Here is a 25,669-nt window from a genome sequence, read left to right as displayed (position 1 = left end):
TTCAGGGCGCCGCGGCGGGAATCTCGCCGCGCACGCCATTGATCTCGGCCCACAGGCGTCCGCCCCCAGTGGGCTTGCGCGGCAGCGGCCAGCACATGGCGCTGCCGGCCAGCACGTAGCCGAGCAGGTCGTCGCCCACCGGCAGGGTACCGTCGCCCTGTTCGATGGCCGCCCGCGTCAGGCGGACATGCACCGCGCCGCGGTTGCGCACCTCCAGGTAGGTGCGGCCGCCTTCGTCGACCAGGCGCCAGTCCAGCCGCGCGGCCGTCGCGTCCTTCGCGCCGAGCCCGTCGCCGTAGAGGAACAGCGGCACCGAATAGCGCAGCTGGAAGCGGATGTCGCTGCCCTCGGCCGCTGGCTGCTGGGCCTGCGGCGCGGGAATCTCGTCGATGACGATGCGGTAGGCGCGCTCGCTGCCGGGGGCGGTCGGCGCCAGGCGGGTGAGGCGCACCAGTTGCCTGGCCCCCGCCGGGATGCGCAGCATCGGCGGGCTGCCGACCACCTCGCGCTGCGCCTGGAAGTGCTCCTCGCCGCCGGCCTGGCTCCAGGCGAAGATGCGCAGTTGCAACTGGGCCGGCTCGGCGCCGCGGTTTTCCAGCCAGAGCGCGCTGGCCCGCTGGTCGTGTTCCAGCACCGGGTCGATCGGCCAGATCAGGATCGAGCTGGCGGAGCGGGCCGTGGCGGCCGGCAGGGCGAGGGCGGCGAGCAGGGCCGCGACGAAGCGCAGGCGGGTATCGGGCAAGGGCATCACGGGGCTCCTGGCGCGCTCACCATGACAGGGTCACGGTGAGCCGGTCCTGGTAACGCCCGGCGGACTGGTTGCCGGGCAACTGGAGGGCGGCATGGATCGGCAGGCGGATGTCGTCGGGGTTGCCGTAGTCGATGCTCAGGTTGCCGCCGATGGGGATTTCCCGGCTGAGGCCGGCATCGGCGTACAGGCGATAGGCCAGCCGCGCGTTGCCCGCGCCAAGGTGGCGCAGGCCACCGGTGGCGTGCTGGCCGCCATCGACCGTCATGCGCAGGGCGATGCCGGGGGTGCAGGCGAGAGTGATGGCGCCATTGGGCGTCAGCTGGGCGCCGATCCTGGCCGTGGAAGTGGCCGGATGGCGGCCGAAGTCCAAGCGGCCGAGGTTGCCCAGGTTGCCGCCGTTGCCGGGCGGCGCATGGTTGACCAGGCAGCCCTGGGTAACGCTGGCGGAGACGCGGAAGCCGGCCCGGGTGGCGGCATCGCTGCCCGGCGCCTGCAGCAGGCTGGCGAGCAGCAGGGCCAGCCCGGTCGCCGCGGCGCGGGGCAGCAGGTGAGGAAGCGTCATGGCGGGGAAGGACCGGCCGGTTTCGCCCTGGGCGATTGCGGCAGCGGCCTCAGAATTCCAGGGTGAGGGTCAGCGTGTCCCTGTAGACGCCGCTGCCCTTGGCGTTGGCGTTCGGTGCGATGGTGCCGTAGATCGGCACATCCACGGCCTTGCCGTCGGCGGGAACCCTGAAGGTTGCCCCTCTGTTGATGACATAGGGGCTCTTGCCGGCGGAGTCCCGGTACAGCAAGTAGCTGACCGTGTCGGTGCCGCTGCCGTTGAGCAGTGAGCGGTCACCGCGCAGGCCGCCGTCGATGATGACATTGAAGAAAGTGGTGACCGGGTCGCAGGTGACCTGAAGGCTGTTGCCGTCCGGGCCGGCCAGGCGTGCCTTGAGCGCGCGGGTCCAGGTCGGGCTGGTCCGGGGGAAGTTGAGCGTACCGAAGTTGAGGATGCCTTCGCTGGAGGCGCTGCCCTGGGTCACCTGGCAGCCTTTGGAAACCTCCAGGACGACACCCACCTGGCCCTTGATGTCCGCCGCGGCCTGGCTCAGGGGCAGGGCGAAGGCGGTGGCTAGGACGTACTTGAGCTTGTGATGCGGCATGGTCTTGGCCTCGCTAAGGGAATTGCGGAAATTTTCCCCAGGAATGACCAAGTCGAACTATCTGAAACTGCTGTTGGGTTCGTAGGCTTATTCGCCAGATCGAGCGGGTGTTTTTTGTAGGCCTATGTAGGCCTTGCAGGCCTCAAGAATCGACGGCTTTGTCTACAGTGCCGATGGGGGAGGGTGTCTGGAAAAAGCGGGGAGATGGCGGGGGAGGAAAGCGGGTCCCGATGACGGGACCCGCGGCGGAAAATGGCTGGCCGGAGGCGGTCAGGCCTTTCCTATGAGCGATTGACTCAGCGGCCGGGATTCGATCCACCAGCCGAACACCAGCCCGACGGTGCTCCAGAGGATCGCCTGGATGCCCAGGGACACCAGGCGGAACTGCCACAACAGGTCGGCCGGGAAGTCCGCCGGCACTTCGCGCACCGCCGGGAACAGCAGGCCGGCGACGGCGCAGATGCCCAGGTACACGGCGATGCCGGCGACGGCGCCGGTCCAGGCGCCGTGCTCGGCGAGCAGGCGGCGGCCCAGGTTCAGCGAGATGACGGCGGCGGCGATGGACAGCGCGATCATCAGGAAGAACAGCGCGGTGCGCTGGCGGATGCTCTCCGGGTCGCCCACCGACGGCGGGTTGGCCGGGTACTTCAGGCTCGGCACCAGGTACAGGGTGACGAAGGCCGCCAGAGCCAGCAGGGCGCTCAGCGCGCGCGGGCTCAGGCGCCCGGTGCGGCCCAGGCCGTAGGCGAACACCAGGGCGAACAGCCCGCCCATGGCGGCGCCGTAGACCACCACGCCGGTGAGCAGGCCGAAGCTGGCCTGGACCTCGCGGCTGACCAGCTCTTCCTCGTGGTCGTGGGCGGCGCCGCCGCTGGTGGCTTCCTCGGCCTCGTGCAGGGCCGACATCTGTTCTTCGAAGGCGATGGCGCGGTCCACCTGGGGCTCGCCGAAGACGAAGGCGAACGCGAAGACGATCAGGCCCGCCAGGACGCCGACGAGCATCCCGCGCAGCAGGAGTTTTCCAGTCATGTCAGGGTGTCCCCGGGTCAGTGGCAGGGGAAGCCCAGCAGGTGGCGGCCGTCGTGGACGAATTCGTGCACGTACATGCCCTTGAACATCGAGGTGGCGCCCTGTTCGGCGCCGACGAAGTACAGCGCCAGGAGCAGCAGCAGGCCGCCGAAGATGGCCCAGGGCTGCAGCTCGGAAAGCGGGATGACGGGGAGCGATGCGCCGGTATCGGCGTGGGTGGCTGAATGAGCCATGGAAACCTCCTAGGATTGCGCGTCCTGAAACGGTTGGCGGTTCGTTTTGTGGGGAAGGGTCTGACTCTCGGTGCCGGGACCGAATACAGTGGCGCGACCGTGCCGGGTTTTCACCGGCTTCCTTCCAAGTAACAAAGTGCTACGAGAGCGTCGGGCAGTGTAAACCCCGGCGCCTGCGAATGGGAGAGAATTCGATGCCGAGCCGCCTGAGCTTCGTCTGCCACGGGCGCACCGCCGCCCAGCGCCAGGGCTGCTTCGCCCAGGCCGACGAGCCATTGGAACCGGGCCAGGACGAGCGCCTGGCCGAGCGCCGCGCCGGGCTCAAGGCGCCGCGCCGGGTGCTCTGCGCCCCCGAGCTGCGCGCCCGGCAGACCGCCGCCGCCTGGGGCGCCGAGCCGCAGTTGGTGGAAGCCCTGCGCGACTGCGACTACGGCGCCTGGCGCGGGCAAAGCCTGGAGGCCCTTCAGGCCGCGGCAGCGCAGGATCTGGCCGCCTGGCTGACGGACCCCGCCGCCGCGCCCCACGGCGGCGAATCCCAGGCGCAGTTGTGCGAGCGCGTGGGCGCCTGGCTCGACGCCTTCGACGAGGACGGCCACTTCATCGTCGTCAGCCATCCCGCGGTGCTGCGCGCCGCCGCGCTGCACGTGCTGCGGGCCGATGCGGCGGCGTTCAACGCCATCGACGTCGAACCGCTGGGCGTGCTGCGCCTGGTCCGCCACGGCCGCTGGCGCCTGCGCCTGTGACGGGGCGCGGTCTATGCTGTGTGGGCCCCAGCGCCACGAGGAGACCGCCATGGCCAGCCATCCCCGCCTGATCCCCTGCCTGCGCTACCGCGACGCGCCGGCGGCCATCCAATGGCTGTGCGACACCTTCGGCTTCGTCCGCCAACTGGTGGTGGACGACGGCGAAGGCGGCGTGGCCCATGCCCAGCTGTGCCTGCCCGACGGCAGCGGCATGCTGATGCTGGGCTCGGCGGTGGACAACGAGTACGGCCGGCTGATGCGCCGGCCCGAGGACGTCGGCGGCTGCACCCAGAGCCTGTACCTGCTGGTGCCCGACGCCGAGGCCCTGTACCGCCGCGCGCTGGACGCCGGCGCGCGGATGGTCATCGACATCCGCGACGAGGACTACGGCGGCCAGGGCTTCACCTGCCGCGACCCCGAGGGCCACGTGTGGAGCTTCGGCACCTACGACCCCTGGCATTGAACGAAGAAGGAGCAAGGCATGAAAGAGGTGGTATTCGCCGATGGCGCGCGGGTTGCGGCCATCGGCCAGGGCACCTGGCGGCTGGGCGAGGACAGGGCGGCGCGCAAGCGCGAGGTGGCGGCCCTGCGCGAAGGCATCGAGCTGGGCCTGACGCTGATCGACACCGCCGAGATGTACGGCGAGGGCGGCTCGGAAGAGGTGGTCGGCGAAGCCATCCGTGGCCTGCGCGAGCAGGTCTTCCTGGTCAGCAAGGTCTACCCGCACAACGCCAGCGCCCGCGGCGTGCCGGCGGCCTGCGAGCGCAGCCTGAAGCGCCTGGGCACCGACTGCCTGGACCTCTACCTGCTGCACTGGCGCGGCCAGTACCCACTGGAGGAAACCGTCGAGGCCTTTGAGCGCCTGCGCCAGGACGGCAAGATCCGCCGCTGGGGCGTCTCCAACTTCGACCTCGACGACATGCGGGAACTGGGCGCCCTGCACTGCGCCACCAACCAGGTGCAATACAGCCTGGAAGAACGCGGCATCGAATGGGACCTGCTGCCCTGGTGCCAGGAACAGCGCATGCCGCTGATGGCCTACTGCCCGGTGGGCCAGGGCGGCCGCCTGCTGCGCAACGCCACCCTGCGCGAAGTGGCCGAACGCCACGGCGCCACCCCGGCGCGGGTGGCCCTGGCGTGGCTGATCCGCCAGGAAGGGGTGATCGCCATTCCCAAGGCGGTGGAGGCTGTGCATGTCCGCGACAATGCGGCGGCGCTGCAGTTGCGGCTGGATGGGGAGGACCTGGCGAAGCTGGACGCGGCCTTCCCGCCGCCAAGGCGGAAGATGCATCTGGCGGTGGTTTGAGGCTGTCCGTGCTTTTGGCTTTCTGGCTTTCTGGCTTTCTGGCTTTCTGGCTTTCAGCTTTCAGCTTTCAGCTTTCAGCTTTCAGCTTTCAGCTTTTGGCTTTTGGCTTTTGGCTTTTCGTAGGAGCGAGCTTGCTCGCGAACGGTGCCTCCCGGATATGCAGGTGTTCGGGCGCTCTTCAGGCCAGGCACCACCCCGACCAGAACACCCCACCCGACCACCGCTCCTATAAAAATCCCCCCCGCCATGATAAGAAGCGCCCATCAGCAAGCTGGAGGCAGTCATGGGCAAGTTGCGTGTCGGGGTGATTTTCGGTGGGCGTTCGGCGGAGCACGAGGTATCGCTGCAGTCGGCGAAGAACATAGTCGATGCCCTGGACCGCTCGCGGTTCGAGCCGGTGTTGATCGGCATCGACAAGGACGGCCGCTGGCACCTGAACGACGCCTCCGACTACCTGCTGAACCAGGAGAACCCGGCGCTGATCGCGCTCAACCGCTCCAACCGCGAGCTGGCCGTGGTGCCCGGCAAGGCCGAGCGGCAGCTGGTGGAAACCGGTAGCCGGCAGTTGCTCGACCACGTCGACGTGATCTTCCCCATCGTCCACGGCACCCAGGGCGAGGACGGCTGCCTGCAGGGCCTGCTGCGCATGGCCGACATCCCCTTCGTCGGCGCCGACGTGCTCGGCTCGGCCATCTGCATGGACAAGGACGTGAGCAAGCGCCTGCTGCGCGACGCCGGCATCGCCATCACCCCCTTCATCACCCTGACCCGCGCCAACGCCGCGCGCACGCCCTTCGCCGAGGCGCAGCGCCAACTGGGCCTGCCGCTGTTCGTCAAGCCGGCCAACCTGGGTTCCTCGGTGGGTGTCAGCAAGGTCGAGGACGAGGCCGGCTACGTCGCCGCCGTGCAACAGGCCCTGGCCTTCGACGACAAGGTGCTGGTGGAGGCCGCGGTGAACGGCCGCGAGATCGAGTGCGCGGTGCTCGGTAACGACGAGCCCATCGCCAGCGGCTGTGGCGAGATCGTGGTGCGCGGCGGCTTCTATTCCTACGACAGCAAGTACATCGACGAAGACGCCGCCCGGGTTGTGGTGCCGGCGGACATCGATGCCGCGGCCTGCGAGCGCATCCGCCAGCTCGCCGTGGAAGCCTTCCAGGTGCTGGGCTGCTCGGGCCTGGCGCGGGTCGACGTGTTCCTCACCGGCGATGGCCAGGTGCTGGTCAACGAACTCAACTCGCTGCCCGGCTTCACCCGCATCAGCATGTACCCCAAGCTCTGGCAGGCCGCCGGCATGAGCTACAGCGAACTGGTCAGCCGGCTGATCGACCTGGCCCTGGAACGCCACGCCGCGCGCCGCCGCCTGCAGACCAGCCGCTGAGGCGGGCGCGGCGGGGGCCGGTTACTCCGGGCGCTCCTCGTGGGTGCGCTGGTGCGCGGCCTCGAGCAGTGCCTGGGTGTCGGCGTGGAGCATGCGCAACGTCGCGCTCCAGCGCGCCAGGTCCCACTGCGAGGCACTGGCGGCGGGGTGCTCCTCCAGCAGGTCGAGTACGCCGCCGAGCGCCCGCAGGCGCTGCAGGGCGGTGTCGAGCAACTGCGTCGAGGGAGCCAGCGTGTCGATGTAAAGCACTTCGGAGAAGGCCTGCGAGCTTTCCGGAAGGGGTTTGAACTCACGAATCCTGAAAGGCTCTTGAATGCCCGGGCGGGCGTTCTTCGCGCGGAGGGGCGCGGGCTTGGAAGGGAACTGGTGCATTTCCTTACGCTCCTTGGACCGGATGGAACCCGCCGCTTCCGTTGCGACACGGAGGGCGGCGAGCCGTGCAGGGGTCGCAAACCGGAGGTCCAAGGAGAATCCGGCCAGGCGGAAGCCTGCCCTGCACGGCCAGCCATGACCAAGGCAAACGCTAGGCGCAGGTAGCGCCTTTGCTTTGAATGCTGCTGCTGTGCTGAAGGACCTTTGGGTTGCGACACCCTGTCATGGCAAACGCCATGACGGCGGGAAGACTATCGATCCGGCTCGTGGGAGCTGAGCGTTATGTGCTGTAGGGAAATTCCTTGATGAGGGTTTTCTCGATGGCGTTCCCGGTTTGCCGAGGCCGTGCCCGGTGGCTGCAAATTTGACCGTCCAGCCTCTACACTCCTCGAAGTCACATTGGCCAGCCTAAGGAGCCAGACGATGAGTTCTTCCTCGCGGACGGTATTGGCGGCAGCGCTGGCGGCGCTGCTGGTTGCTGTTGTTCCGGTCGCACACAACCCGGCCTGGGCCGAGGACGCCGCACCGCCCAGCGGCATGGAGGCCGACGACCAGCAGGGCCCGCTGGGCGACCTCAGCGAATATGGTCGCCTGGCCGAGGAGTCGCTCGACGCGGTGGGCGCCGACGACTTCGCCAGCGCCCGGGCCAAGGTCGACGCCCTGCAGGCCAAGTGGCGCGCCGCCGCCGCCGAGCTCAAGCGCAAGAGCCCGGAGGACTGGAAGGCCGCCAACGCGGCGGTCGAAGGCGCGGTGCGGGAACTGCACGCCAAGTCCCCGGACAAGGATCGCAGCCTGGATTCGCTGAACACCCTGCTGTCCACCTTCAACGACATCCAGGGCATCAGCGACTGACCCCCGCCCGGCCAGGGCCCGCCGACGGCCCTGGCCCTGCGGAGCGTCGGCATCCCGAGCGGCGGTTGGCGCTCAACGAAATCCTCACATTCGCCTCGCGGAGTTTTCACCTTCGCCCGTGCAGGATGGCGGCCAGCATCCGGCAGCGTGCCGGGTGCGTCCCGAACCATCGAGCGCGAGGCCTGTGGCGAAGTGAGGCAGATTCCGGAAACCTGGCGGCGTCCATCCGGACGGGTAATGGCCCTGGCCTGCGGGCTGCTCGGCCTGCTGGCCGTGGCCCTGTGCGGCGCGGCCAGCGTCGCGGCGCAGCGCCCGCCGCTGCCGGGCGAGGACGACCTGGCCCGCCACTGGCGCCTGGGCGAGGTGGTGGTGCTGGTGCGCCACGCCGAGCGCTGCGACCGTTCCGACGCCCCCTGCCTGGGCGCCGAGGATGGCATCACCGTGCGCGGCGGGGCGCTGGCCACGGCCCTGGGCGACGACTACCGCAGCCGCTTCGGCCTGGGCAATGCCGACGTCTACGCCAGCCCGCTGACGCGCACCCTGCAGACCGCCAGCCTGATGTTCGGCGACGGCACCCTGGGCCAGGCCTGGGTCGCCGACTGCACCGGCAACCTGCTCAACCACGTGCTGGAACACAAGGCCAGCCACCGCAACCTGATCCTGGTCACCCACAGCGAATGCATGGAGCAACTGGCCCAGGCGCTCAGCCACCGGGACCTGGAAACCCCCGGCTACGGCACCTCGCTGGTGCTGTTCAGCGACGCCCGCGGCGGCCTGCAACTGGCCGGCGAGATCGCCCCGCGGGACTGGGCCCGCCTGCAATTGCGCTGAGCCGACGGCGCCGCTGCGCTTGCGGCATCGGCGGAAGCGGTCCTAGGCTTGCGGGGGAGGGCGGTGCCGTCGTCCGCCCCGGGAGCCGCCAATGCCACGCGTCCAGCTCGGCGGGGTCAAGGAAACCCTGCTGATCACCTTCTACGCCAAGGCCATGGAAAGCCGCCTGCCCGATTCGTTGCTGCAGGACCGCTTCGCGGCCGCCGCGCTGGCGCGCCTGGACTACGACTTCGCGCGCTTCCGCCTGGGCCGCAGCAGCTACGTCGGCATAGCCCTGCGTGCCTGGAAGCTCGACCGCTGGGCCGAAACCTTCCTCGCCGCCCACCCCGACGCCTGCGTCGCACACCTGGGCTGCGGCCTCGACAGCCGGGTGTTCCGCCTGGACCCGCCGCCCAGCGTGGCCTGGTTCGAAGTGGACTACCCGGACGTGCTGGCGCTGCGCGGCGAGGTATACCCGGCACGCGAAGGCTGCACCCTGCTGCCCGGCGCCATGGGCGACCCGTCCTGGCTCGACGCGCTGCCCACCGGGCGCCCGCTGCTGATTGTCGCCGAAGGCCTGATGCCCTACCTGCGCGAAGCGGAGGTGAGCGCACTGCTGCGCGGCCTGCTGGCGCGCTTCCCCCAGGGGGAGCTGATCTTCGACGGCTACAACCGCTTCGGCATCCGCATGCTGGGGCTGTTCCTGCCGTTCTGGGCACGCGGCGCCCGGGTGCACTGGGCATTGGACGAGCCCAAGGAGCTGGAGGCGCTGGTGCCGGGGCTGCAACTGGTCGAGGAGCGCCTCACCTACACCCCCGAGGAATGCCGGCGGATGGCCTGGTCGTCCCGCGCATTCGTGCAACTGATGCAGCGCTGGCCCACCCTGGGCCGTATCGGTCGGTTGCTGCGTTATCGCTGGTAGGTGGCTGCATGGGTGTGACATCGGCGCTCGGGCTTTTCCCTCACCCCAGCCCTCTCCCGGAGGGAGAGGGGGCTAGTCCGTGCCGAGAGGCGGCCAGGTTTCAGCCGGCAATCCCTGTGCTAGCCGGCTAACGCCGAAACACCCGCGCACGCCGAACGGTCCCCTCTCCCTCCGGGAGAGGGTTAGGGTGAGGGGGCCGCAGCCTGCTCGCTCGATGCCATTCCCCTACGCTCTCCGCGAGGCACAGCACTCCCCCACACCTGTAGGAGCGGGCCCTGCCCGCGATTCGCGCGCAGGGCGCGCTCCTACAATGGGAATGACATTGGAGCTCGGGCTTTCCCCTCACCCCAGCCCTCTCCCTGAAGGGAAAGGGCTCTTCAGGCCACAAACCGCAGGCCGCGCTCAACCCCCGCCCACGTCGAGAGTGTCGGCAGGTCAGCACCTTTCGCGCAGCGGGCCTACTGGAGCCGGGGACTACTCCAGGATCGCCCCGACCAGCGAAAGCACGTAGTTGGTTACGGAATCGGGGGCCTTTTCCTTGAATGCGGCTCGGCGCGCCCTCCAGTCCAGCGTCCGCACCTGGTGGCTGTGGACATTGCCCTGGGTATCGGTGCCTTCGCCCATCAGGGTGACAAGGAAGCCCTGGTTGCGCGCCACATTGGATGCGCCTTGCGAGATGGGGCAGACCAGGGCCAGGCCCATTTCATTGAATTCGCGTTTCGACAGGACCAGGCAAAAGTGGTCGCCGATCATTTCACGGCCCGTCGAGGGATCGAACTGCAAGTGCCAGATCTCACCGCGGTCGGGAACGCTCGGCGGGCGCCTCACCATTGTTCCGCGCCTACGGCCGGCATGCTGTCCCAGTCCGGGGCGAGCGAGTCTTTGGGCGTTTCGGCGATCAGTTGGGCCAGGCTCGGGCGCGTCATCGGCTTGATCACCAGGGCTCCCTCAACGATGTCGCACTCAACCTGACTGCCAGCGTGCAGTTTGTTCTGGGCGACGAAGGCCGAGGGAACCGAAATGATCAGGGACCCCCCGGATTTGCGCAGGGCAAGCGTGGTCATGGACATGCCTCCTGTTGGGGTTTTACAGAAGTATAACTCGTCGAGTTTTATTTTTATAAAACCAGTCGTCTCGAAGCCTGTCTGTTCAGGGGCGGCATCTTTCCGGGATGGATAGAACGCTCCGCTCCACCCCTCCTACAAAACCCCAGCCCACGCCGACAGCACCAGAAGTACCGCCAACCCCCGATTCAACCGCTGCAACGCCCGCGGCGAGCGCAACAACCGCGCACTGCCGGCGCCAAGCCCGGCCCAGGCGCTCAGGCACGGCACGCCGACCATGAAGAACAACAGCGACATCAGCTGGATGCGCAACAGGCGGTCATCGTCCTGGCCGGCATAGACGCCGATCACCGCCAGGGCCACCGTCCAGTTCTTCGGGTTCACCAACTGCAACAGCGCCGCATCCAACAGGCCGATGCGCCGCGCCGGTGCGGCATCTTCCAGCCCGGGCGGCGGGCTGCTCCAGATCTGCCAGGCCAGCCAGGTCAGCCACAGCACCCCGGCGGCGGCCATGATGCCCTGCACCTGCGGCCGCCCGGCCAACAATTCGCCCAGGCCGCTGCCCACCGCCAGCACCACCAGCGCCGCGCCGCCGCAGCCGCCGAAGACGATGGGCAGCGCCGCGCTCCAGCCGTGGCGGGCGCTGTTGCTGAAGATCAGCAGGTTGGTCGGCCCGGGGGTGATGGCGGCGACGAAAGCGAACAGCAGGAAGGGCAGCCATTGCTGCAGGGCCTGGATCATGACAAGGGCTCCGTGGGACGTGGAGCCGCTATCCTCGCCGCGGCCCGGCCGTCAGTCTGGAAGCTTTGAGCAGCGCTGCCGGTAGTACGCCGGGGTAACGCCATAGGCGCGGCGGAACCAGCGCCCCAGATGGCTCTGGTCGGCGAAACCGAGGTCGGCGGCGACCTGCGCCGGAGCCAGGCCGCGGCCCAGCAACTGGCGTGCGCGGGCCAGGCGCAGCTGGATCAGGTAGGCGTGCGGCGGCAGGCCGAAGGCCTCCTTGAACGCGCGGCTGAGGCGGAAGCGGTCGTAGCCGGCGGCGCGGGCCAGGTCGTCGAGGTCGATGTCCTGCATCAGGTTGGCGTGCAGGTAGTCCCGGGCACGCAGGGCCACCAGCGGCAGGCGCGGGTGGTCGTCGATGCGCTTGCGCCAGTGCAGGCGCTGGGTGAGGCCGCCGAGCAATTCGTCGAGGGCTGCCTGGCGCACGATACGCAGGTCCTGGCCATGCACGGCCTGGAAGGCGGCGTCGATGGCGGCGGCCATGCGCGTGTCGTCGAACAGCACCTGGGGCACGCTCAACTGGCAAGCGGCCGGGGCCTCCTCGAACAGCGCGCCCACCTCGCGTTCCAGCCACTGCGGATCGAGATAGAGCATGCGATAGGTGAAGCCGCCGGCGGTGGGCGCATCGCCATCGTGGATCTCCCCGGGTTCGAGGAAGAACACCTTGCCCGGCGTGCTGACGTTGCGCGCCTGGCGGCAACGGAACTGCTGCACGCCGGTTTCGGTGAAGCCGATCAGGTAGGTGTCGTGCCAGTGCGGATCGTAGGCGTGGCCCTTGAAATGGGCGCGCAGCGTCTCGATGCCGGTGTCGGCATCCTGCGCCAGGTCGATCCAGTTGTCGCTGTGCATGCCGCGCCTCCGCCGCGCCCGCGAGTCGTTCAGCATACCGCGCGGGCGGGCGGCGTCTGGAAGATTTGTGCAGCCGGCCGTCAGGGCCAGGTGCCCTCCGGGTTCCAGGTCGAGACCATCAACCGCACCTGCCCCTTGATGGCGGCGGCGTCGGGGTTGCCGTGGATGTCGCTGTCGATCGGCAGCAGCACCTGGATGCCGCTGCCGTCCAGCTCCTTGGCCTGCAGCGGGATGAGTGAAGTATTCATGCCATTCTGTTGCCAGGCGTAGCCGATGCTCCACTGGTCGCTGCCGTCGGTAGGGCGGTTGAGCTGGATGTTCACGGTGTCGTTGAACAGATAGCTGCCTTCGTAGTGATCCTCGAACCAGGTGCGCCCGTCGATTTCGTAATCCGGTGCACGGACGCCGAGGTACAGGTTGTAGGCCAGCCCGGGCAGGTCGCTTCTTACCTTGCCGAAGTCGGCGAGGAAGACGCTGGACAGATAGAACTGCTTGCCTTTCTTCCAGTCTGTCCAGGTAACGACGGCCGCAGAATCCTCTTCCGCCGTGCGTCGCGACAGGAACCAGGGCTTGCTGCGTGGCGAAACCCGTAGCTCGACCGGATAGAGTGCATCAACAGTTGTGTTGCCTTTAGCGGCCTCGCGGACTTTCTTGGGCAGGCGCAGTTCTTCGATGTCCAGCCAAATGTCGACGCGCACGTTGCCGAACAGGAAGCGCACCAGGTTCTGGAAGCTCTCTTCGCTGTTGACGATGCCGAAAAAGCCGGAATGAGAGCGATAGGCGAACGCCTTGGCGCATTCCTCGCCGATCGTGCCATCGGCGTTCAGGCCACGCAGCGTGGCATTCTTGATGCGCACCAGGCCGTCGCTGCCGTGGCCAACGAAGGTGCGCGACAGGCCCGCGGCCACCTCGTAGTCGCTGCGGTTGGTGCCCACCATGCAGAACACGCGGCTGGAGGGTAGGGCGCTTTCGGGGAGGAGGTCGACGTCCTTGTATTGCTGGGGCAAGCGCAAGTATTCGTGCATACGCTTGTCGCGGTTGAAGTTTTCGATGTCGAACGGCAGCGAGAATATCGGCAGGCTCGGGACGTTGATGCCGACCATATCGATGCCGTTGTGCGGCGTAGCGTAAGTGAAGAACTTGTCCACGGCGCGACGAGCATCGTCCGAACCGCAGGCCGGGTTCTGCAGGAAGGTGCGGCAGACCAGGCCACCCATGGAGTGCGCCACCAGATAGCAGCGGAAATCTTCCTTCTTCGCCAACTGATTGTCCGGGTTGGCGAAAGCCAGATCGCGCAGGCGCAGAATCAGATCGTTCAGGCCTTTGGCGAACTGCTCCATGCTGGGTGTCTTGCCGACGCCCAGCAGGGTGGAGGCGGGGTCGTAGTAGCGATAGATGATGATGGAGCGAGCGGCCAGCTTGTTGTTTTCCTGCTTCAGCCAGCCGGGGTCGAGGATGTCATAACCGTCCTCGTACACGTCCTGATACTTGAATTGGCTGCTCAGGCGGACCACTGGCGACTCGAAGATAAACTTGTGCGGCGGCTCGTTCTCTTTGGCCGACGCCCGCATTACCGTGGAGCCCAGGTTGAAGCCGCAGAAGGGGTCGGCGGTGGTCTCGTCGATCTCGCCGCGGCTCATGGCGTAGCCGCGCACGTAGATGATCGGGTAGAAGGGCGCCTTCATCGGTTGCTGTTCCATGCTCGGTCTCCTGCTCAGGGCCACTGGATCTTCAGTGCGCGCGCGGTGGCCGGGCCGACGACGCCATCGGCGACCAGGCGGTGGGTGGTCTGGAAGGCGGCCACGGCCGCGGTGGTGTGCGGGCCGTAGGCGCCATCGATCTTGCCGGGGTCGAAGCCGGCCGCCTTCAGCGCCTGCTGGATTTCCGTCACCTTCGGCCCTTTCACGTTTGGCTGCTCCAGGCGGATGACCGAGGGCGGCGGCTTGAGCCTGGGCGTGCCCGGGTTGCTGCTGTAGCTCACATCGGGCAGGCGGCAGTAATAGTCCCAGACGCGCCCGGTGACATTGCCGGCGCGCACGCCCAGGCCGGTGCCGGCGGCCTCCATGGTCTTGCCGGCGCCGTCGGTGATGGCGACGTGGCCCATGTGCCCGGGCAGCGGCGGCTTGCGCACCAGCACCACGCCGGCGGTGAGCATGGCGTCGGCCTCGTTGGTGGGGATGAGGGTGCCGTTGCTGGCGTCATGCACCCAGGCGCCGGAATAGGCCTCGGTGGTCGCCGGGTTGCCCTGGTTGTTCACGCAGCCGTAGAGCTTCTTCAGCTTCTGGTAGGCCACCCAGGACACGAATTCCGCGCAGTCCCAGGGGCCGTTCCAGTTGGGGTTGTCCTTGGGGACCAGCACGTTGGCGTACTTCTGGTTCTTTTTCGTGGCGGCGAGCGTGTACAGATCCAGTCCGGTGACCATGGTGCGTTCCTCGGTAATGGGGCGGGGCAGGGCTCAGGCGAGTTCCACCGTCTGCGGGGTGGCGCCTTCGCCGTTGGGGGCGTCGAGCGGGAGGATGCGCAACTCCAGGTCGATGAAGTCGTTGCCCTGCCGGTAGCTGCGGTTGATGTGGTAGGGGTTGGGCTGGTCGCGCAGGAAGGCGCCCTCGGTGCGGAACAGCTCGTCGTCGCCATCGCTGGCCAGGCGCCCGGCGGTGAAGGCGGTCAGTTCCTTGAGCAAGGCGACCACGGCGGCGGAGCCAGGGTTGGCCAGCATCACCGCCTTGAGCCCCAGGTCGGCGGCTTTGCTGCCGACCACGTCGCGGATGCGCTCGCCCGCCTCGCGCAGGTCACGGTCGGATTCCATCATCAGCAACGACAGCGCGACGTACTCGCCGGGGTTGGCCGGGCCATACAGCAGGTGGCCGTCGCCGAGCATACTCACCGTCGAGCCCTGGCGAACTTTCGGGAAGGGCATGTAATTGAAAGTAAGGGCACCCTGCTGGATATTCGAAGTATCGATGGCGAGGGAAACTATATAGGGCTCGCTATAACGGTCGAATAACAGGTCGGCGCGTTTCAATAAAGTGAATTGGCCGAGGGTGATTGCAATACGGGAATTGAAGCGATCGAAGGCCATCTTCGTACTTCCCTGTGGATGGTGGAGGGCGCCAGGACTGCGGCGTTCAAGCTGAAGCTAGCTGTCGTTCGCCTACCTGTCCAAGGCGCCCGCAAAGTATTTTTCGATAATCTTGGAATGAAATCATGTAGGAAATTATTATTTGATTTTGTTATTTGAAGTGTAAATTCCAGGTGACAGTTTCCGTGGTCTTTTGAGCCTCTGCCGAATATAAGGCGCCAGGAATTTACATACATTGTCGATAATAAAAATCGGCCACTGGACAACGCGTCGGCGGTCGGTTGGCGTGCAGCCCCCGGCAGGCTGTGCTACCACTTGCCGCTGGCACACCCACAGCAAACAGGCGGTCCGCCATGGCGCTCGTGCTCTACGGTCACCCGTTTTCCTCGTACACCCAGAAGGTGCTGATGGCGCTGTACGAGAACCAGACGCCCTTCGAATTCCGCTGCATCGGCCCCGACACGCCGCAGCACGCGGCGCAGTGGTTGCGGCTATGGCCGCTGGGCAAGTTCCCGCTCTTGCTGGACGGCGAGCGCAGCCTCGCCGAGAGCAGCATCATCATCGAATACCTGCAGCTCACCCACGGCGGCCCCGTGCGCTGGCTGCCGGACGACCCGCTGGCGGCGCTGGACGTGCGCTTTCTCGACCGCTTCTTCGACCTGCACGTGATGACGCCGGTGCAACACGCCGTGGGCGGCGCGCTGACGGGCGATGCGACCAAGCGCCAGGAAGCCCTGGCCGACGCGGTGGAAAAGCTCGAACGCGCCTATGCCTGGCTGGAAGGCCAACTGCCGGGCCGCGCCTGGGCCGCGGGCGAAGCCTTCACCTTGGCCGACTGCGCGGCCGCGCCCTCGCTGTTCTACGCCGACTGGACGCACCCCATCGGCGAAGCCTACCCGACCCTGCGCGCCTACCGCGCCCGCCTGCTGGCGCGCCCCTCGTTCGCCAGGGCGGTGGACGAGGCCCGGCCCTACCGCCCGCTGTTCCCGCTGGGCGCGCCCGACCGCGACTGAACCCGCACGAAAAAGGCCGGCCCCGTTGGCACGGGCGCCGGCCTGGTCAGGCAGTGGAACGGGGTTACGCGTTGGCGGGAGCTTGTGCGCGCTTGCGCGCCAGCTCGTACAACTGCCGCGCTTCGCCCACCAGCGGCACCAGGGCGGAGGCGACCCGCGCCGTTTCATGCACCAGCACATCATGGCCTTCGTGCACCTCCAGCACCCGCAGCAGGTCCTCCAGCGCGTTCATCCGGCGCTCGGCCACGTCGTAGAGATGCTCCGCAGGGGCGGAAAGGTCGACATACAGCACGCCATCGAAGGCCTGGGATTGCAGCGCTACCAGCTTGCGATCAGGCATGACGCACCTCCGGGATGGAGGCGAAGAGGAGGGAGGACAGCAAGGCACGTACAACGAACAGTGGGTGTTTAGGCATTTCCGTTGCTCCTGTTTCGGAGGAAGGAGCCGCCCGCCCGGGAAGGGCGGCGGACCGTGCGGGGTCGCAGTACCGGTTAACCAACGTAAAGACCGGCCAGGCCGAAGCCTGCCCCGCACGGCTCGCCATGGCTGCACATAACAGCAGGCAAGAAAAAGCGCCTGTGCAAGGTGCGTCGGCGCTTCGTGCACGTTGGTTATCGCCGGACTGCGATCCGGGCCACGGGATTGACCGTGGCAGGAACGGAATCTATCGATGGGGTTTGTAGGCTCACAAGGGCGAATGTGGGTGGGAAATTTCGGGTGGTTTGGAAGGCCGCCGTCCATATTCAACGAGGTGTTACGAAGGGGCGTATGTGATTGGAGTAACTAAAAGCCTATTCAAAATTTTCTGAATCTTGAGATGGATGTGCGTAGTGGAGTTCTTCTCCAACTTTCCCTGGATTCTCTTGGGGTACTGGGTTGGGGCTGAGAGAATAAGGTCTCTATCAATTTCCTCTGGAGCTAAAAGAAAGGCCGTTTCAATAAGCTTTCTTGTTTATGGGATGTGCCTCAGAGGGAAAAAGGAAGCTTCCTTCGGGGTTGCTACTTGCACAGGCATGCAGCGCCGCTAATCGTATTTCTTTGTTCATGGCAGTAATCAAGGAAATACCATGGGTAACCGAAGTTCAGGGCCAGGGCCAATGCCGCAGGTATGCAAACCTGCGATGCCCAATCCACCGCTCAAGAAAATGAAGTACAAGAAACAGGAGCCAGATTGGCCACGTGAGTCGTCATACCCCAGGAAAATTCCTATACCTGTAGAAGCCCGTCCTACGATACCTGGGTTTGTGTTTGCGAAATCCTGCAAGCTACCTGACGCTGTAATCGATCATGCCAATCCGATTCCTGTAGGAAACTTAGAGGATTACGGTAGCTTTGCGTTGCTGGGAGGGCGCGAAGTCGACGGTGAGGGAAGTCTTCTTCTAAAGAAAATCAGCGGGGATGTACCCTCAACCTTCGGTCGGCTGGTGTTGCAAGGGCTTTCGGTAAGAGGAGCATCTTGCGCAGGTCGTTGCGCACCGCTCAGTGTGCCTGTTGTCACCACTGGCGTAGCAGCGGGCACATTCGTAGGGCTTGTTGCATTGCTGTGGCCTTCTAGCCTGGGAGATAGCGCCCTTTACAGTGAGGAACAATTGAGGTCGCTCGGCAAGGCCAGATCAAGGGTCAGGTTACGTATTGAAGAACAGCCAGATGGAAGCCTGAAGGGATATGGCTTCAATACACAGAAGAATCGCGATTGGGAAATGCTGGATGTTGTCCAGTTCAACGAGCGAAGGATTGCTGATCTGGGCGACGGAATTACGCTGCTCTGGACTCCCGCTGTTGATTCTTCCAGCAGAATTCCTGCATTAGAAGCTCCTCCACGAGCGCCGCTTATCTGGATATTCCCGCCTACCGGAAAGGCGGAACAGATAATCGTCAATCCCATCTATCCTCCTGAATACAAGGACTTTATTCTTGTTTTTCCGGCGGATTCCGGAGTTGAGCCGTTATATATAGTTCTGAATGTCCGGCGCGAACCGGGAGTTGTTACAGGAACGGGCGAGGATGTGCAGGGCATCTGGTTGGCTGGGGCAGGAGAGGGAAGTGGGAGCCCTATTCCTACGAAAATTGCTGATACGTTACGAGGGATGAGTTTCAACAGCTTTGATAGTTTCAGAGAAATGTTCTGGAAGTCTGTAGCAAGTGATGCTGAACTGGCAAGCCAGTTCGGGCATGATAACCTTGAACGGATGCTAGGCGGCAATGCTCCAATTGCACGGAACAGGGATGCGATGGGGAAGCGCAAGTCTTTTGAGTTGCACCATGTAGAATTGGTGTCCGAAGGCGGTGAGCTGTATGGGATAGATAATCTCCGCGTCGTTACGCCAAAAAATCATATTGATATTCATAGGTGAGTTATGAAGAGAATTACTGACTACACGGAAGATGAGTTTATTCGGCTCGTTGACGAGATACGTGCGGCGAATAAGTCGGCTTCAGATGGTGTGCTAGGAGAGCTTTTAGAGCACTTTTGTGAAATTACTGAGCATCCGGATGGTACAGACCTTATCTACTACCCAGAAGAGGGCGCGGATAATTCGTCTGCTGGTATCGCTCTCGCTGTAAAAACATGGCGTGAGGCCAATGGCCTGCCTGGATTCAAGACTTAGAACGGTATTGTTTATCAAAAAGTATCTTCTAAGCCTTACACCATTTTAATAATGTAGCTGGAACGATTGACCGGCTTCGGGAGAAAAATAAATCCGGTCTCATTGCGCAGCATAGTTACAACCTCTTAGACGTGACGGCCCAACGCGCCATAGCAGCTATACGCCTTTTCGAGGCGAAGCGAGCGAGGTCGTACGACCTCGCTCAGCCCTGGCCCTGCTGCTTGTTGAGCATCGACTGGATGTGCAGCACCGAGTCCTGGGTGCGCTTGGCCAGGTTGCGCACCTCGTCGGCCACCACGGCGAAGCCGCGCCCCTGCTCACCCGCCCGCGCCGCCTCGATGGCCGCGTTCAGGGCCAGCAGGTTGGTCTGCTCGGCAATGCCCTTGATCACGCCCGCCATCTGCGAAATCTCGGCGTAGGTGTTCTGGATGCTCACCTGCTCCCGCTCGCGCAGCGCCTGCGCAGCCTTCTCATCGGTGATTTCCCGGGTAGCGCCGGTCACCCGCAACAGCACGCCGTTGGCATCTCGCAGGCAACGCCCACGCTCGCGGAACCACAGGTCACCGCGGGTCTTGTGGCGCATGCGGTACTCGACGACATAGACGCGCTGCCCGGTGGGGTCGGCCATCATCTCGCCGAAGGCGCGCATCACCCGCTGCTGGTCCTCGGGCTGGGTGATGGCGAAATAACTGTCCCAGCCATCGGGAAACTCCTGGCGGTTGTAGCCGATCAACGAACGGAACTGATCCGACCAGCGAATCACGTTGTCGGGATGATCGGGGTTGCCATCGACCACACTGAGGTCCCAGCAGCCCTCGGTCAGTGTCTGCTTGGTCAATTCCCACACCTGCTGCTCCTCCAGCAGCCGCGCCCGCTCCGCCTCGACCGCGGCGGCCCACTCCTCGGCACGCTTCAGCGCCTGCTCGGCTTCGGCTTGCTGTTGCTCGCGCAAGCTGAGCGCGGCCTGCAGTTCCTGCAGTTGGGTTTCATCGACGGAGGCGTGGTGTTCCACCTGGCGCTCCAGGGTGGCGATGTTGTCCTGCCAGTGGCGCTGAACATCCTGCAGGGCCAGCGCAAGCTCGCGGTGCCGGCTCAGCGCGGCATACTCGGCCGGGCTACGCCAATTCCCCGCCAGCCACTGCCGGCACAGCTCACCCACCTCACCCGCCAGTTCCCTCGCCCCCTTTGCGAACCACATGCCTCGCCACTCCTCGCCGCTTGCGGTGATGTCAAATTAGTATGAAATCATATCTTATATGTAAAAAGAGGTGGTGAGGGAAGGGGAGGGATGTTTTTGGGCCTGGGTGAGGGCTTCGTCTGACATCACCTGGCCTTGCTGAGCGAGGTGCTGGTTCCGAAGTTGGCAAGCTTCCCGGCCGGCTTGCAAGCTGACTCGGCCATCGACAGGGTCCAAGATGTGGGGGGAACATGGGTTAGTGGCTATCTGTCGTTCGCCATTGGCTGCAACCGGCCAAGAACTGTCTATGGTAGATGTGATAGCACTATGCCTTCGGACCGAGGCGGCAGCATGGCTAGTTGTATATCGGCCGTCCGCTCTTCGAGCCCGAAAATCACTTAGACCTAGAAGCTAGCAGCAAAGTACCGGATGTCAGCACTCTCGCATGCTTGTACTCTAGTCACGTTGGACTGCGAACTTATAGCGACAAAAGCAGAGACTCCTAAAGCTCGAAATTCACGCAGAAAGAGATTTCCACGGAGCGGATCACACTCCGCATTAAAATATAAAATAAGCAATGGAATCCCAAAATTGAGCGCAAATCTAGACCCCTTACCGATCTCTCCCAGCGCAATCTTATTATTATTTACGATTGGCATTCCAATTCTTGCAAAGCACATAATTCCAATCATTATAAACAAAACAAAAATCATAAAGAAAACCCTCAAGGCATCACTCCGCCCTGAAATAAATTCCGGTCCATCCCAGTCGCACTCAACACGCGACGAGAATGTTATCGCAAAGAGAACTCTCAAGACGCCGCCTCCCCTTGACGTAAAACTATGGAAAACACCCAACCAACCACACCCAACGTTCAACGAGAACCATACTGCATGGCTTTCCGCATATGAAAATCGAATTAAATCACTAAATAATACCCACCCCAATTCGCCCCCAATACACGACGAGAATCACATCGCGTGGCTTTCTGCATATGAAAATCGAGTTAAAACACTAAATAAAACCCAGTCAAAACCTCAAAAGTCCACTGGCTGGATTTACGCCTATACATTCAGCTCATGCCAACGGGATGATCGACCCTACCCAATAAAAGTTGGACAGACTCGACAAGGTGTTGAAAAAAGAGTCCATGAGCAGTGCAAAGGCACTGCTGTATTCGAGCGACCTGTGATTTTGGGAAAATGGAAAACCTCTGATCCGCGAGGCCACGAGCGAGCCATCCACCAAGAGCTACGCAGAATGGGGTGCAATGATACTGATGGGCATGGAACCGAATGGTTCCATGCTACACCTGAACTAGTTGAAAAAGCTGTAATCAGTGTATTGATAAAATAAGCAAAAAACCTCTCTGGACAGACCCAGCTTACAGCCTTGAGCCAATTGAAGCATTAGGACCACAGCATGGGCTAAGGAGAGAAAGCAGCAAGGCCTATACAGAGACTACGAAGTCGTTAGCTGCTTACATAATGTTCTGCATCAGCGATAACTCGATAGAGTTCATTGTTGAGATGCTTCACATTCGCCCGCGCTGCCTGCTCCTTGTACTCGTTCAGCAGAAATGGAGCCATCTGCCATGTGAGATGCTCAGAATCGCACTTCTTGTCCATGCACTTCGCGACCCCTACTTCGTTCATAACTTGAATCGCCGTCTCGAACTCATCAATAGACATGACAGTGAACGGGTGTTCTGTGAGTAACGATTCGGATAATCCAGCATCAGTCAAACGCTGCGTCACCTTCAACTCCAATATCCCACGTGCATTGGGGTTGAAAAGATGCCACTCAACCAAAGTTACAATCACCGGAAAAATTTTTCTCCCGTCAGCTTTGAAGGCAGTCAGGTTAGCCTTAATCTCTACGAGATTCTTGTAGTTCTGCACGATGAATTTGGCCAGCTTACCCATCTCTTCATCGATAGCAGCTGTATCAAATTCGTACCTGGCGCGAAGATTTAATCGTTTAGCTTTAGCTTCAACTAGCAACACAGCCGCGTCGTCGGATATTGCCCAATCCGCACCATCCTTCTGTGTTTTCCCGACTTTGTATGGAGCGAGTCTTTCGACTTTTATGCCACCTGAGCTTAGCTCGGTTGCAATTTCGCCCACATAGCCCTCATATGCCGAGCCATAAGTATTCTCAAAGCCAGAAACTTCTGTGATATCATAATAAAGCCCGTCCGAAATCCTCTCCAAGAGGAACCGTGGAATCGGGCAAAATGCCAGCGTCGGTATGTTTGGCAAAATCACCAGCGGAGTTTTTCGAAGTGGATTTATCGTATATGACCAGTTCCCATTATACTCTTGGACACTGCGAGTTCTTTCGCGAAGAGCGTCTAGGGGGAGCATGATCTTATCGAAGAATAAACTTCTAAGAGAATCGCTAACTCCGACTGAGGCGTAACTCTGCTTGAGGTAAAAAAATGGCTGCCTGAGCAATGTTCCGGCCATAGCAATGCCCATCAAGTAATAGTGCGAAACCGACAGGCCTGTTCTCGAAACCAATAGCTGGTTAAGACTTTCATCTCGAAAGATACGAAGCAATCTCGAAAGTTTTATATGAACGGGGGCTTGCCAAGGAAACTGCTGCTGGGCCAATCTATGCAGCTCGTGCAAGATTGCCTCGCCTGGGGCCAGATCCCTCTGCTTATCCTGAATGTCTCGAACAAGATTAACTGCCCTAGCAATATCGCTTGGCTTGTAAAGGTCTTTATTGTCCCTTGAGGTAGCTCCGGAATTCAAAACAACTTCGCGTGCGAGAATGTCCAACTCCCACGGATGAACCACCCCTTCCAAAGAAGCACGACCAGCAGGGTTGATCTTGACGAATTCGTATGGAAGTGCGCGTCCGTGATCAATATTTCCGCTGTATTGCCACAAGGCAATTAGGGATCTTTTAATTTCAAGCTTCTGCATCAGATTGCGCAGCGGTTTGTAATGGTGATACATCCCTTCTCCTAACATTCTTCGCTACGCGACACAGGTTAACCAAATCTCATCCGCTGAGCTTCAAAAGTGATCCTATTCAACAGACAGTACCCAGCGAGGTAACCTTGGATGAAGCCAGCCTTCAGACCTGACTCAAATTGAATCATGCAATCTTCTACGCTGAATGAGAATCCGACCGAGACATATTTTCTCGAGTTAATCCAGCATGTGCTGCCTACGAAGCTCGCCCTTCGATCTCAGATCACAGCAGGTGAATACCCTCACTGTTTCGGCTCATAGCCGGATAGAGATGCCAGGGCTCGTCGGATACAACCTGCCGGTCACTGACCTGCTAATAGGGACCTTAACACCAGGTTTGTTGATGACCCTATCACGAAGACGATGCGCAATGGCTTCATCTTTGTGCTGGATGAGTGGGACACCCTGGATCCTGCAGTCACCGCAGGGCTTCATGCTGTACACGAAGGCCGTCCACTAGTGATTGCAGAAAACAACGGCGAGGTAGTCAGACCACATCCGAACTTCCGCTTCGTCGCCTAACCGTCCGCATTTGGCCGATAGCCGCCACTGGCGGAAGGTTCCCTGAAGAGTGGCAGCCTAGTCAATCCGGCCCCTTGAACCGATTTCGAATTCATCAGGCGTAGTCCGGCTCCGGCGTAGACAAGCCCCACTGAGCGGCTTTGCACCTCCCTGGATCCTCCTGACCGCGCAGGTGGAAAGTGCTCAGCCAGGCAACGATCTTTCAGCCAGTTGCCGTGCAGGCACGGCTCGCTCGACTAGCGACATGGCGATGATCGTGGTGACTACGAGCACAAGCCGCCCCCCTCAAAAAGAGCGTACCGCCGGGCTGGCCAGTTCCTGCAGGTAGGTGAGGTCGCACAGCCGCCATTGCCGGAGCCGGCCCTGGATGCGCCCCGCCTGCTGCCAGTCGGAGAGCAGACGGCTGAGGGATTCCGGGCGAATGCCCAGGTGGGTGGCGAGTTGGCGCTGGCTGATCGGCAGCATCAGGCTTTCGCCCTGGCGACGGTGCAGGCCCAGCAGGTAGGCGGCCAGGCGCTGGGAGGCGGAGCTGGCGGTCAGCCAGTCGACCTCGTTGACCTGGCGATAGAGACGCAGGCTGAGGCTTTCCAGCATGCGCATGGCCAATGGCGGATGGCCCTCGCAGGCCTTGTGCAGCGCGTTGCGGCTCAGTCGGAAGAATTCGCCGCTACCCTGGCAGCGGGCGTTCATCGGGTAGCGGCCGTGGGGCATGAACATGGCCGCCTCGGCGATCAGCTGACCTTCGCGGAACAGCTGGAAGACATGCTCTTCGCCGTCGCAGGTGAAGCGCAGCATTTCCACGCAGCCACGCCGCACCAGCAGGAAGTGCTCGGCCGGGTCGCCTTCGCGGAACAGCAGTTTGCCGCCCTCGGCGCGCAGCGGGCTGGCCGAGTCGCACAGGCTGGCCATGAGGCCCTGCGGCAGGTCGGCGAAGAGGGGGATGGCGCCCAGCAATCGCAGGCATTCGCCGCGATCTGGCGCGAACTTAACATTTGTCATTCGTGGCGGGCGTGCGGGCTGCAATGATCTGCGAATGAAGATAAGTCTTATTCGCAAGTCAATCAATCGAAGGCTCCCCCGCCTGCTCCTTTCTTTCGTTCTGGCGGCCGGCGCGTGCCTGCAGGCGCCCGCCGGTACGGCCAGGGAAGCGGTGCTGCGGCTGGGCGGCCCCGGCGCCGTGGTGAGCTTCCCGTTGCTGCACATGGTAGAGAGCGGCGCTCTGCAACCGTACGCCGAGCGCGTCGAGTTCCGCCTCTGGCAGAACCCCGATCAGTTGCGCGTGCTGCTGGCCAAGAACGAACTCGACTACAGCGCCGCCCCGGTGAACCTGCCGGCGCTGATGGCCGGGCGCGGGCAGCCCGTGCGGCTGCTCAACGTCTCGGTGTGGGGAATCATCTGGCTGGTGAGCCGCGACCCCCAGGTGAAGGGCTTCGCCGACCTGGCCGGCAAGGAGGTGGTGCTGCCGTTCCAGCGCGACCTGCCGGCGATCCTGGTCGATGAATTGCTGCTCAGCCACGGCCTGAAGCCGGGCAGGGACCTGACGCTGCGCCCGGTCCGCGATGGCCAGGACGCCCAGGCGCTGCTGCTGGCAGGCCGCGCCGATCATGCCCTGCTGGTGGAGCCGGCGGTGTCCCTGCTGCTTTGGCGCAACCGCAGCCAGGGCGGGGCGCCGCTGTACCGCGTGCAAAGCCTGGAGAGCGCCTGGCGGCAGGCCTTCCCGCAGCAGGCCGAACTGCCTCAGGCAGGGCTGATGAGCAGCCCGCAGCGCGCCGAGGACGGCGAACTGGCGCGGGCGGTGGACGCCGCCTACGCCGAGTCCGCCCGTTGGTGCAGCGCGCACCCGCGGGCCTGCGCGGAGCTGGTCCATCGGCACCTGCCGCACCTGCCGGTGGAGGCGCTGGAAGAGTCCATCCACGTCACGCGCCTGGAGAGTGTTTCCGCCAGCGCGGCGCGTGGACCGCTGGAGGCGCTGTTCGGGCTGATCGCCAAGCGCCATCCGCAGGCAATCGGGGGCGCCCTGCCGCCCGCCAGCTTCTATGGGCCCTGAGAT

Annotated in this window: 29 protein-coding genes and 2 pseudogenes; 14 read left to right on the top strand and 17 right to left on the bottom strand. The window is 63.5% G+C overall.

Annotated elements, in window-relative coordinates; genetic code table 11:
* Position 1: 1 nt before the first annotated feature.
* From PM1_RS19925 to PM1_RS19905, 5 genes are all read right to left on the bottom strand, one after another.
* A complete protein-coding gene (locus tag PM1_RS19925) occupies positions 2 to 748 on the bottom strand; it encodes a fimbrial biogenesis chaperone (protein WP_009618966.1) in 747 nt (248 codons plus the stop codon).
* 19 nt (positions 749 to 767) lie between these two features.
* Positions 768 to 1,313 (bottom strand): Csu type fimbrial protein, encoded by a 546-nt coding sequence (locus PM1_RS19920; protein ID WP_009618968.1) that lies wholly within the window; start codon positions 1,311 to 1,313, stop codon positions 768 to 770.
* Positions 1,314 to 1,362: 49 nt separating this feature from the next.
* Positions 1,363 to 1,896 carry a Csu type fimbrial protein gene (locus tag PM1_RS19915; RefSeq protein ID WP_009618970.1) on the bottom strand — a complete coding sequence of 178 codons (534 nt, stop codon included), beginning with the start codon at positions 1,894 to 1,896 and terminating at the stop codon, positions 1,363 to 1,365.
* Positions 1,897 to 2,166: 270 nt separating this feature from the next.
* Positions 2,167 to 2,925 carry a CbtA family protein gene (locus PM1_RS19910; RefSeq protein WP_009618972.1) on the bottom strand — a complete coding sequence of 253 codons (759 nt, stop codon included), beginning with the start codon at positions 2,923 to 2,925 and terminating at the stop codon, positions 2,167 to 2,169.
* Positions 2,926 to 2,942: 17 nt separating this feature from the next.
* Positions 2,943 to 3,158 (bottom strand): CbtB domain-containing protein, encoded by a 216-nt coding sequence (locus PM1_RS19905; protein ID WP_009618974.1) that lies wholly within the window; start codon positions 3,156 to 3,158, stop codon positions 2,943 to 2,945.
* Positions 3,159 to 3,352: 194 nt separating this feature from the next.
* Between PM1_RS19905 and PM1_RS19900 the strand changes: the two genes are divergently transcribed.
* The 4 genes from PM1_RS19900 to ddlA all read left to right on the top strand — a co-directional run bounded on the left by PM1_RS19900 (position 3,353) and on the right by ddlA (position 6,585).
* Complete coding sequence (locus tag PM1_RS19900) at positions 3,353 to 3,901, top strand: histidine phosphatase family protein (RefSeq protein ID WP_009618980.1); 549 nt, start codon at positions 3,353 to 3,355, stop codon at positions 3,899 to 3,901.
* Positions 3,902 to 3,950: 49 nt separating this feature from the next.
* Positions 3,951 to 4,364 (top strand): VOC family protein, encoded by a 414-nt coding sequence (locus tag PM1_RS19895; RefSeq protein WP_009618981.1) that lies wholly within the window; start codon positions 3,951 to 3,953, stop codon positions 4,362 to 4,364.
* A gap of 18 nt (positions 4,365 to 4,382) precedes the next feature.
* A complete protein-coding gene (locus PM1_RS19890) occupies positions 4,383 to 5,207 on the top strand; it encodes an aldo/keto reductase (protein WP_009618982.1) in 825 nt (274 codons plus the stop codon).
* Between the two features lie 283 nt (positions 5,208 to 5,490).
* Positions 5,491 to 6,585 carry a D-alanine--D-alanine ligase gene (gene ddlA / locus PM1_RS19885; protein WP_009618983.1) on the top strand — a complete coding sequence of 365 codons (1,095 nt, stop codon included), beginning with the start codon at positions 5,491 to 5,493 and terminating at the stop codon, positions 6,583 to 6,585.
* A gap of 21 nt (positions 6,586 to 6,606) precedes the next feature.
* On the opposite strand, the gene PM1_RS19880 is transcribed toward ddlA, so the two are convergent.
* Positions 6,607 to 6,957, bottom strand: coding sequence for a hypothetical protein (locus tag PM1_RS19880; RefSeq protein ID WP_009618984.1), 351 nt, complete (start codon positions 6,955 to 6,957; stop codon positions 6,607 to 6,609).
* A 423-nt stretch (positions 6,958 to 7,380) separates the two neighbouring features.
* Between PM1_RS19880 and PM1_RS19875 the strand changes: the two genes are divergently transcribed.
* The 3 genes from PM1_RS19875 (at position 7,381) to PM1_RS19865 (ending at position 9,541) form a co-directional block, all read left to right on the top strand.
* Complete coding sequence (locus PM1_RS19875) at positions 7,381 to 7,809, top strand: hypothetical protein (RefSeq protein ID WP_009618985.1); 429 nt, start codon at positions 7,381 to 7,383, stop codon at positions 7,807 to 7,809.
* A gap of 237 nt (positions 7,810 to 8,046) precedes the next feature.
* Positions 8,047 to 8,640 carry a lipopolysaccharide core heptose(II)-phosphate phosphatase PmrG gene (pmrG, locus tag PM1_RS19870; protein ID WP_009618986.1) on the top strand — a complete coding sequence of 198 codons (594 nt, stop codon included), beginning with the start codon at positions 8,047 to 8,049 and terminating at the stop codon, positions 8,638 to 8,640.
* A 91-nt stretch (positions 8,641 to 8,731) separates the two neighbouring features.
* A complete protein-coding gene (locus PM1_RS19865) occupies positions 8,732 to 9,541 on the top strand; it encodes a class I SAM-dependent methyltransferase (protein WP_009618987.1) in 810 nt (269 codons plus the stop codon).
* A 474-nt stretch (positions 9,542 to 10,015) separates the two neighbouring features.
* Here PM1_RS19865 and PM1_RS19860 read toward each other — a convergent pair whose 3' ends face one another.
* From PM1_RS19860 to PM1_RS19830, 7 genes are all read right to left on the bottom strand, one after another.
* Positions 10,016 to 10,372, bottom strand: coding sequence for a type II toxin-antitoxin system PemK/MazF family toxin (locus tag PM1_RS19860; RefSeq protein WP_009618988.1), 357 nt, complete (start codon positions 10,370 to 10,372; stop codon positions 10,016 to 10,018).
* The gene (locus PM1_RS19855; protein ID WP_009618989.1) at positions 10,366 to 10,605 is read right to left on the bottom strand and encodes an AbrB/MazE/SpoVT family DNA-binding domain-containing protein; all 240 of its coding nucleotides are present in this window, start codon (positions 10,603 to 10,605) and stop codon (positions 10,366 to 10,368) included. Before PM1_RS19855 ends, PM1_RS19860 begins: the two co-directional genes overlap by 7 nt.
* A gap of 135 nt (positions 10,606 to 10,740) precedes the next feature.
* Positions 10,741 to 11,346: a LysE family translocator gene (locus PM1_RS19850; RefSeq protein ID WP_009618990.1), complete on the bottom strand. Its 606-nt coding sequence runs from the start codon at positions 11,344 to 11,346 to the stop codon at positions 10,741 to 10,743.
* A 51-nt stretch (positions 11,347 to 11,397) separates the two neighbouring features.
* Positions 11,398 to 12,234 (bottom strand): AraC family transcriptional regulator, encoded by an 837-nt coding sequence (locus PM1_RS19845; RefSeq protein WP_009618991.1) that lies wholly within the window; start codon positions 12,232 to 12,234, stop codon positions 11,398 to 11,400.
* Between the two features lie 80 nt (positions 12,235 to 12,314).
* The gene (locus PM1_RS19840; protein WP_009618992.1) at positions 12,315 to 13,934 is read right to left on the bottom strand and encodes a hypothetical protein; all 1,620 of its coding nucleotides are present in this window, start codon (positions 13,932 to 13,934) and stop codon (positions 12,315 to 12,317) included.
* 14 nt (positions 13,935 to 13,948) lie between these two features.
* The gene (locus PM1_RS19835) at positions 13,949 to 14,656 is read right to left on the bottom strand and encodes a peptidoglycan-binding domain-containing protein (RefSeq protein ID WP_009618993.1); all 708 of its coding nucleotides are present in this window, start codon (positions 14,654 to 14,656) and stop codon (positions 13,949 to 13,951) included.
* A 33-nt stretch (positions 14,657 to 14,689) separates the two neighbouring features.
* Positions 14,690 to 15,151, bottom strand: a complete 462-nt coding sequence (locus PM1_RS19830; protein ID WP_169720932.1) for a hypothetical protein — start codon at positions 15,149 to 15,151, stop codon at positions 14,690 to 14,692.
* Between the two features lie 142 nt (positions 15,152 to 15,293).
* Here PM1_RS19830 and PM1_RS31415 point away from each other — a divergent pair, with 142 nt between their 5' ends.
* Both PM1_RS31415 and PM1_RS19825 read left to right on the top strand, forming a co-directional pair.
* Positions 15,294 to 15,368, top strand: coding sequence for a hypothetical protein (locus PM1_RS31415; protein ID WP_370311620.1), 75 nt, complete (start codon positions 15,294 to 15,296; stop codon positions 15,366 to 15,368).
* Between the two features lie 298 nt (positions 15,369 to 15,666).
* Entirely contained in the window at positions 15,667 to 16,326 is a 660-nt protein-coding gene (locus PM1_RS19825) for a glutathione S-transferase family protein (RefSeq protein ID WP_009618995.1), read from the top strand.
* 64 nt (positions 16,327 to 16,390) lie between these two features.
* Here PM1_RS19825 and PM1_RS19820 read toward each other — a convergent pair whose 3' ends face one another.
* Positions 16,391 to 16,666, bottom strand: a complete 276-nt coding sequence (locus PM1_RS19820) for a hypothetical protein (RefSeq protein ID WP_009618996.1) — start codon at positions 16,664 to 16,666, stop codon at positions 16,391 to 16,393.
* Positions 16,667 to 17,394: 728 nt separating this feature from the next.
* Here PM1_RS19820 and PM1_RS19815 point away from each other — a divergent pair.
* Positions 17,395 to 18,681, top strand: a complete 1,287-nt coding sequence (locus PM1_RS19815; protein ID WP_009618997.1) for an S-type pyocin domain-containing protein — start codon at positions 17,395 to 17,397, stop codon at positions 18,679 to 18,681.
* A gap of 3 nt (positions 18,682 to 18,684) precedes the next feature.
* The gene (locus tag PM1_RS19810) at positions 18,685 to 18,936 is read left to right on the top strand and encodes a bacteriocin immunity protein (RefSeq protein ID WP_081884552.1); all 252 of its coding nucleotides are present in this window, start codon (positions 18,685 to 18,687) and stop codon (positions 18,934 to 18,936) included.
* 214 nt (positions 18,937 to 19,150) lie between these two features.
* Here the strand turns inward: PM1_RS19810 and PM1_RS19805 are convergent.
* Positions 19,151 to 20,134: pseudogene (locus tag PM1_RS19805) on the bottom strand (methyl-accepting chemotaxis protein); the annotation flags it as partial.
* A gap of 408 nt (positions 20,135 to 20,542) precedes the next feature.
* Between PM1_RS19805 and PM1_RS31410 the strand changes: the two are divergent.
* Entirely contained in the window at positions 20,543 to 21,469 is a 927-nt protein-coding gene (locus PM1_RS31410; RefSeq protein ID WP_009618999.1) for a GIY-YIG nuclease family protein, read from the top strand.
* A 116-nt stretch (positions 21,470 to 21,585) separates the two neighbouring features.
* On the opposite strand, the gene PM1_RS19800 is transcribed toward PM1_RS31410, so the two are convergent.
* Positions 21,586 to 23,079: a hypothetical protein gene (locus PM1_RS19800; protein WP_009619000.1), complete on the bottom strand. Its 1,494-nt coding sequence runs from the start codon at positions 23,077 to 23,079 to the stop codon at positions 21,586 to 21,588.
* 354 nt (positions 23,080 to 23,433) lie between these two features.
* On the opposite strand from PM1_RS19800, the pseudogene PM1_RS31405 reads away from it, so the two are divergent.
* A pseudogene (locus tag PM1_RS31405) lies at positions 23,434 to 23,619 on the top strand (AAA family ATPase); the annotation flags it as partial.
* Positions 23,620 to 23,904: 285 nt separating this feature from the next.
* Here the strand turns inward: PM1_RS31405 and PM1_RS19795 are convergent.
* On the bottom strand, positions 23,905 to 24,618 hold the full coding sequence (locus tag PM1_RS19795) for a Crp/Fnr family transcriptional regulator (RefSeq protein ID WP_009619001.1): 714 nt from the start codon (positions 24,616 to 24,618) through the stop codon (positions 23,905 to 23,907).
* 34 nt (positions 24,619 to 24,652) lie between these two features.
* On the opposite strand from PM1_RS19795, the gene PM1_RS19790 reads away from it, so the two are divergent.
* Positions 24,653 to 25,666: an ABC transporter substrate-binding protein gene (locus PM1_RS19790; RefSeq protein ID WP_238603218.1), complete on the top strand. Its 1,014-nt coding sequence runs from the start codon at positions 24,653 to 24,655 to the stop codon at positions 25,664 to 25,666.
* The last annotated feature ends 3 nt before the right edge of the window (positions 25,667 to 25,669 follow it).

The sequence above is a fragment of the Pseudomonas sp. M1 genome (assembly GCF_022760135.1).
Classification (GTDB): Bacteria; Pseudomonadota; Gammaproteobacteria; order Pseudomonadales; family Pseudomonadaceae; genus Pseudomonas; species Pseudomonas citronellolis.
This window is presented reverse-complemented; position numbering and strand designations above follow the sequence as displayed.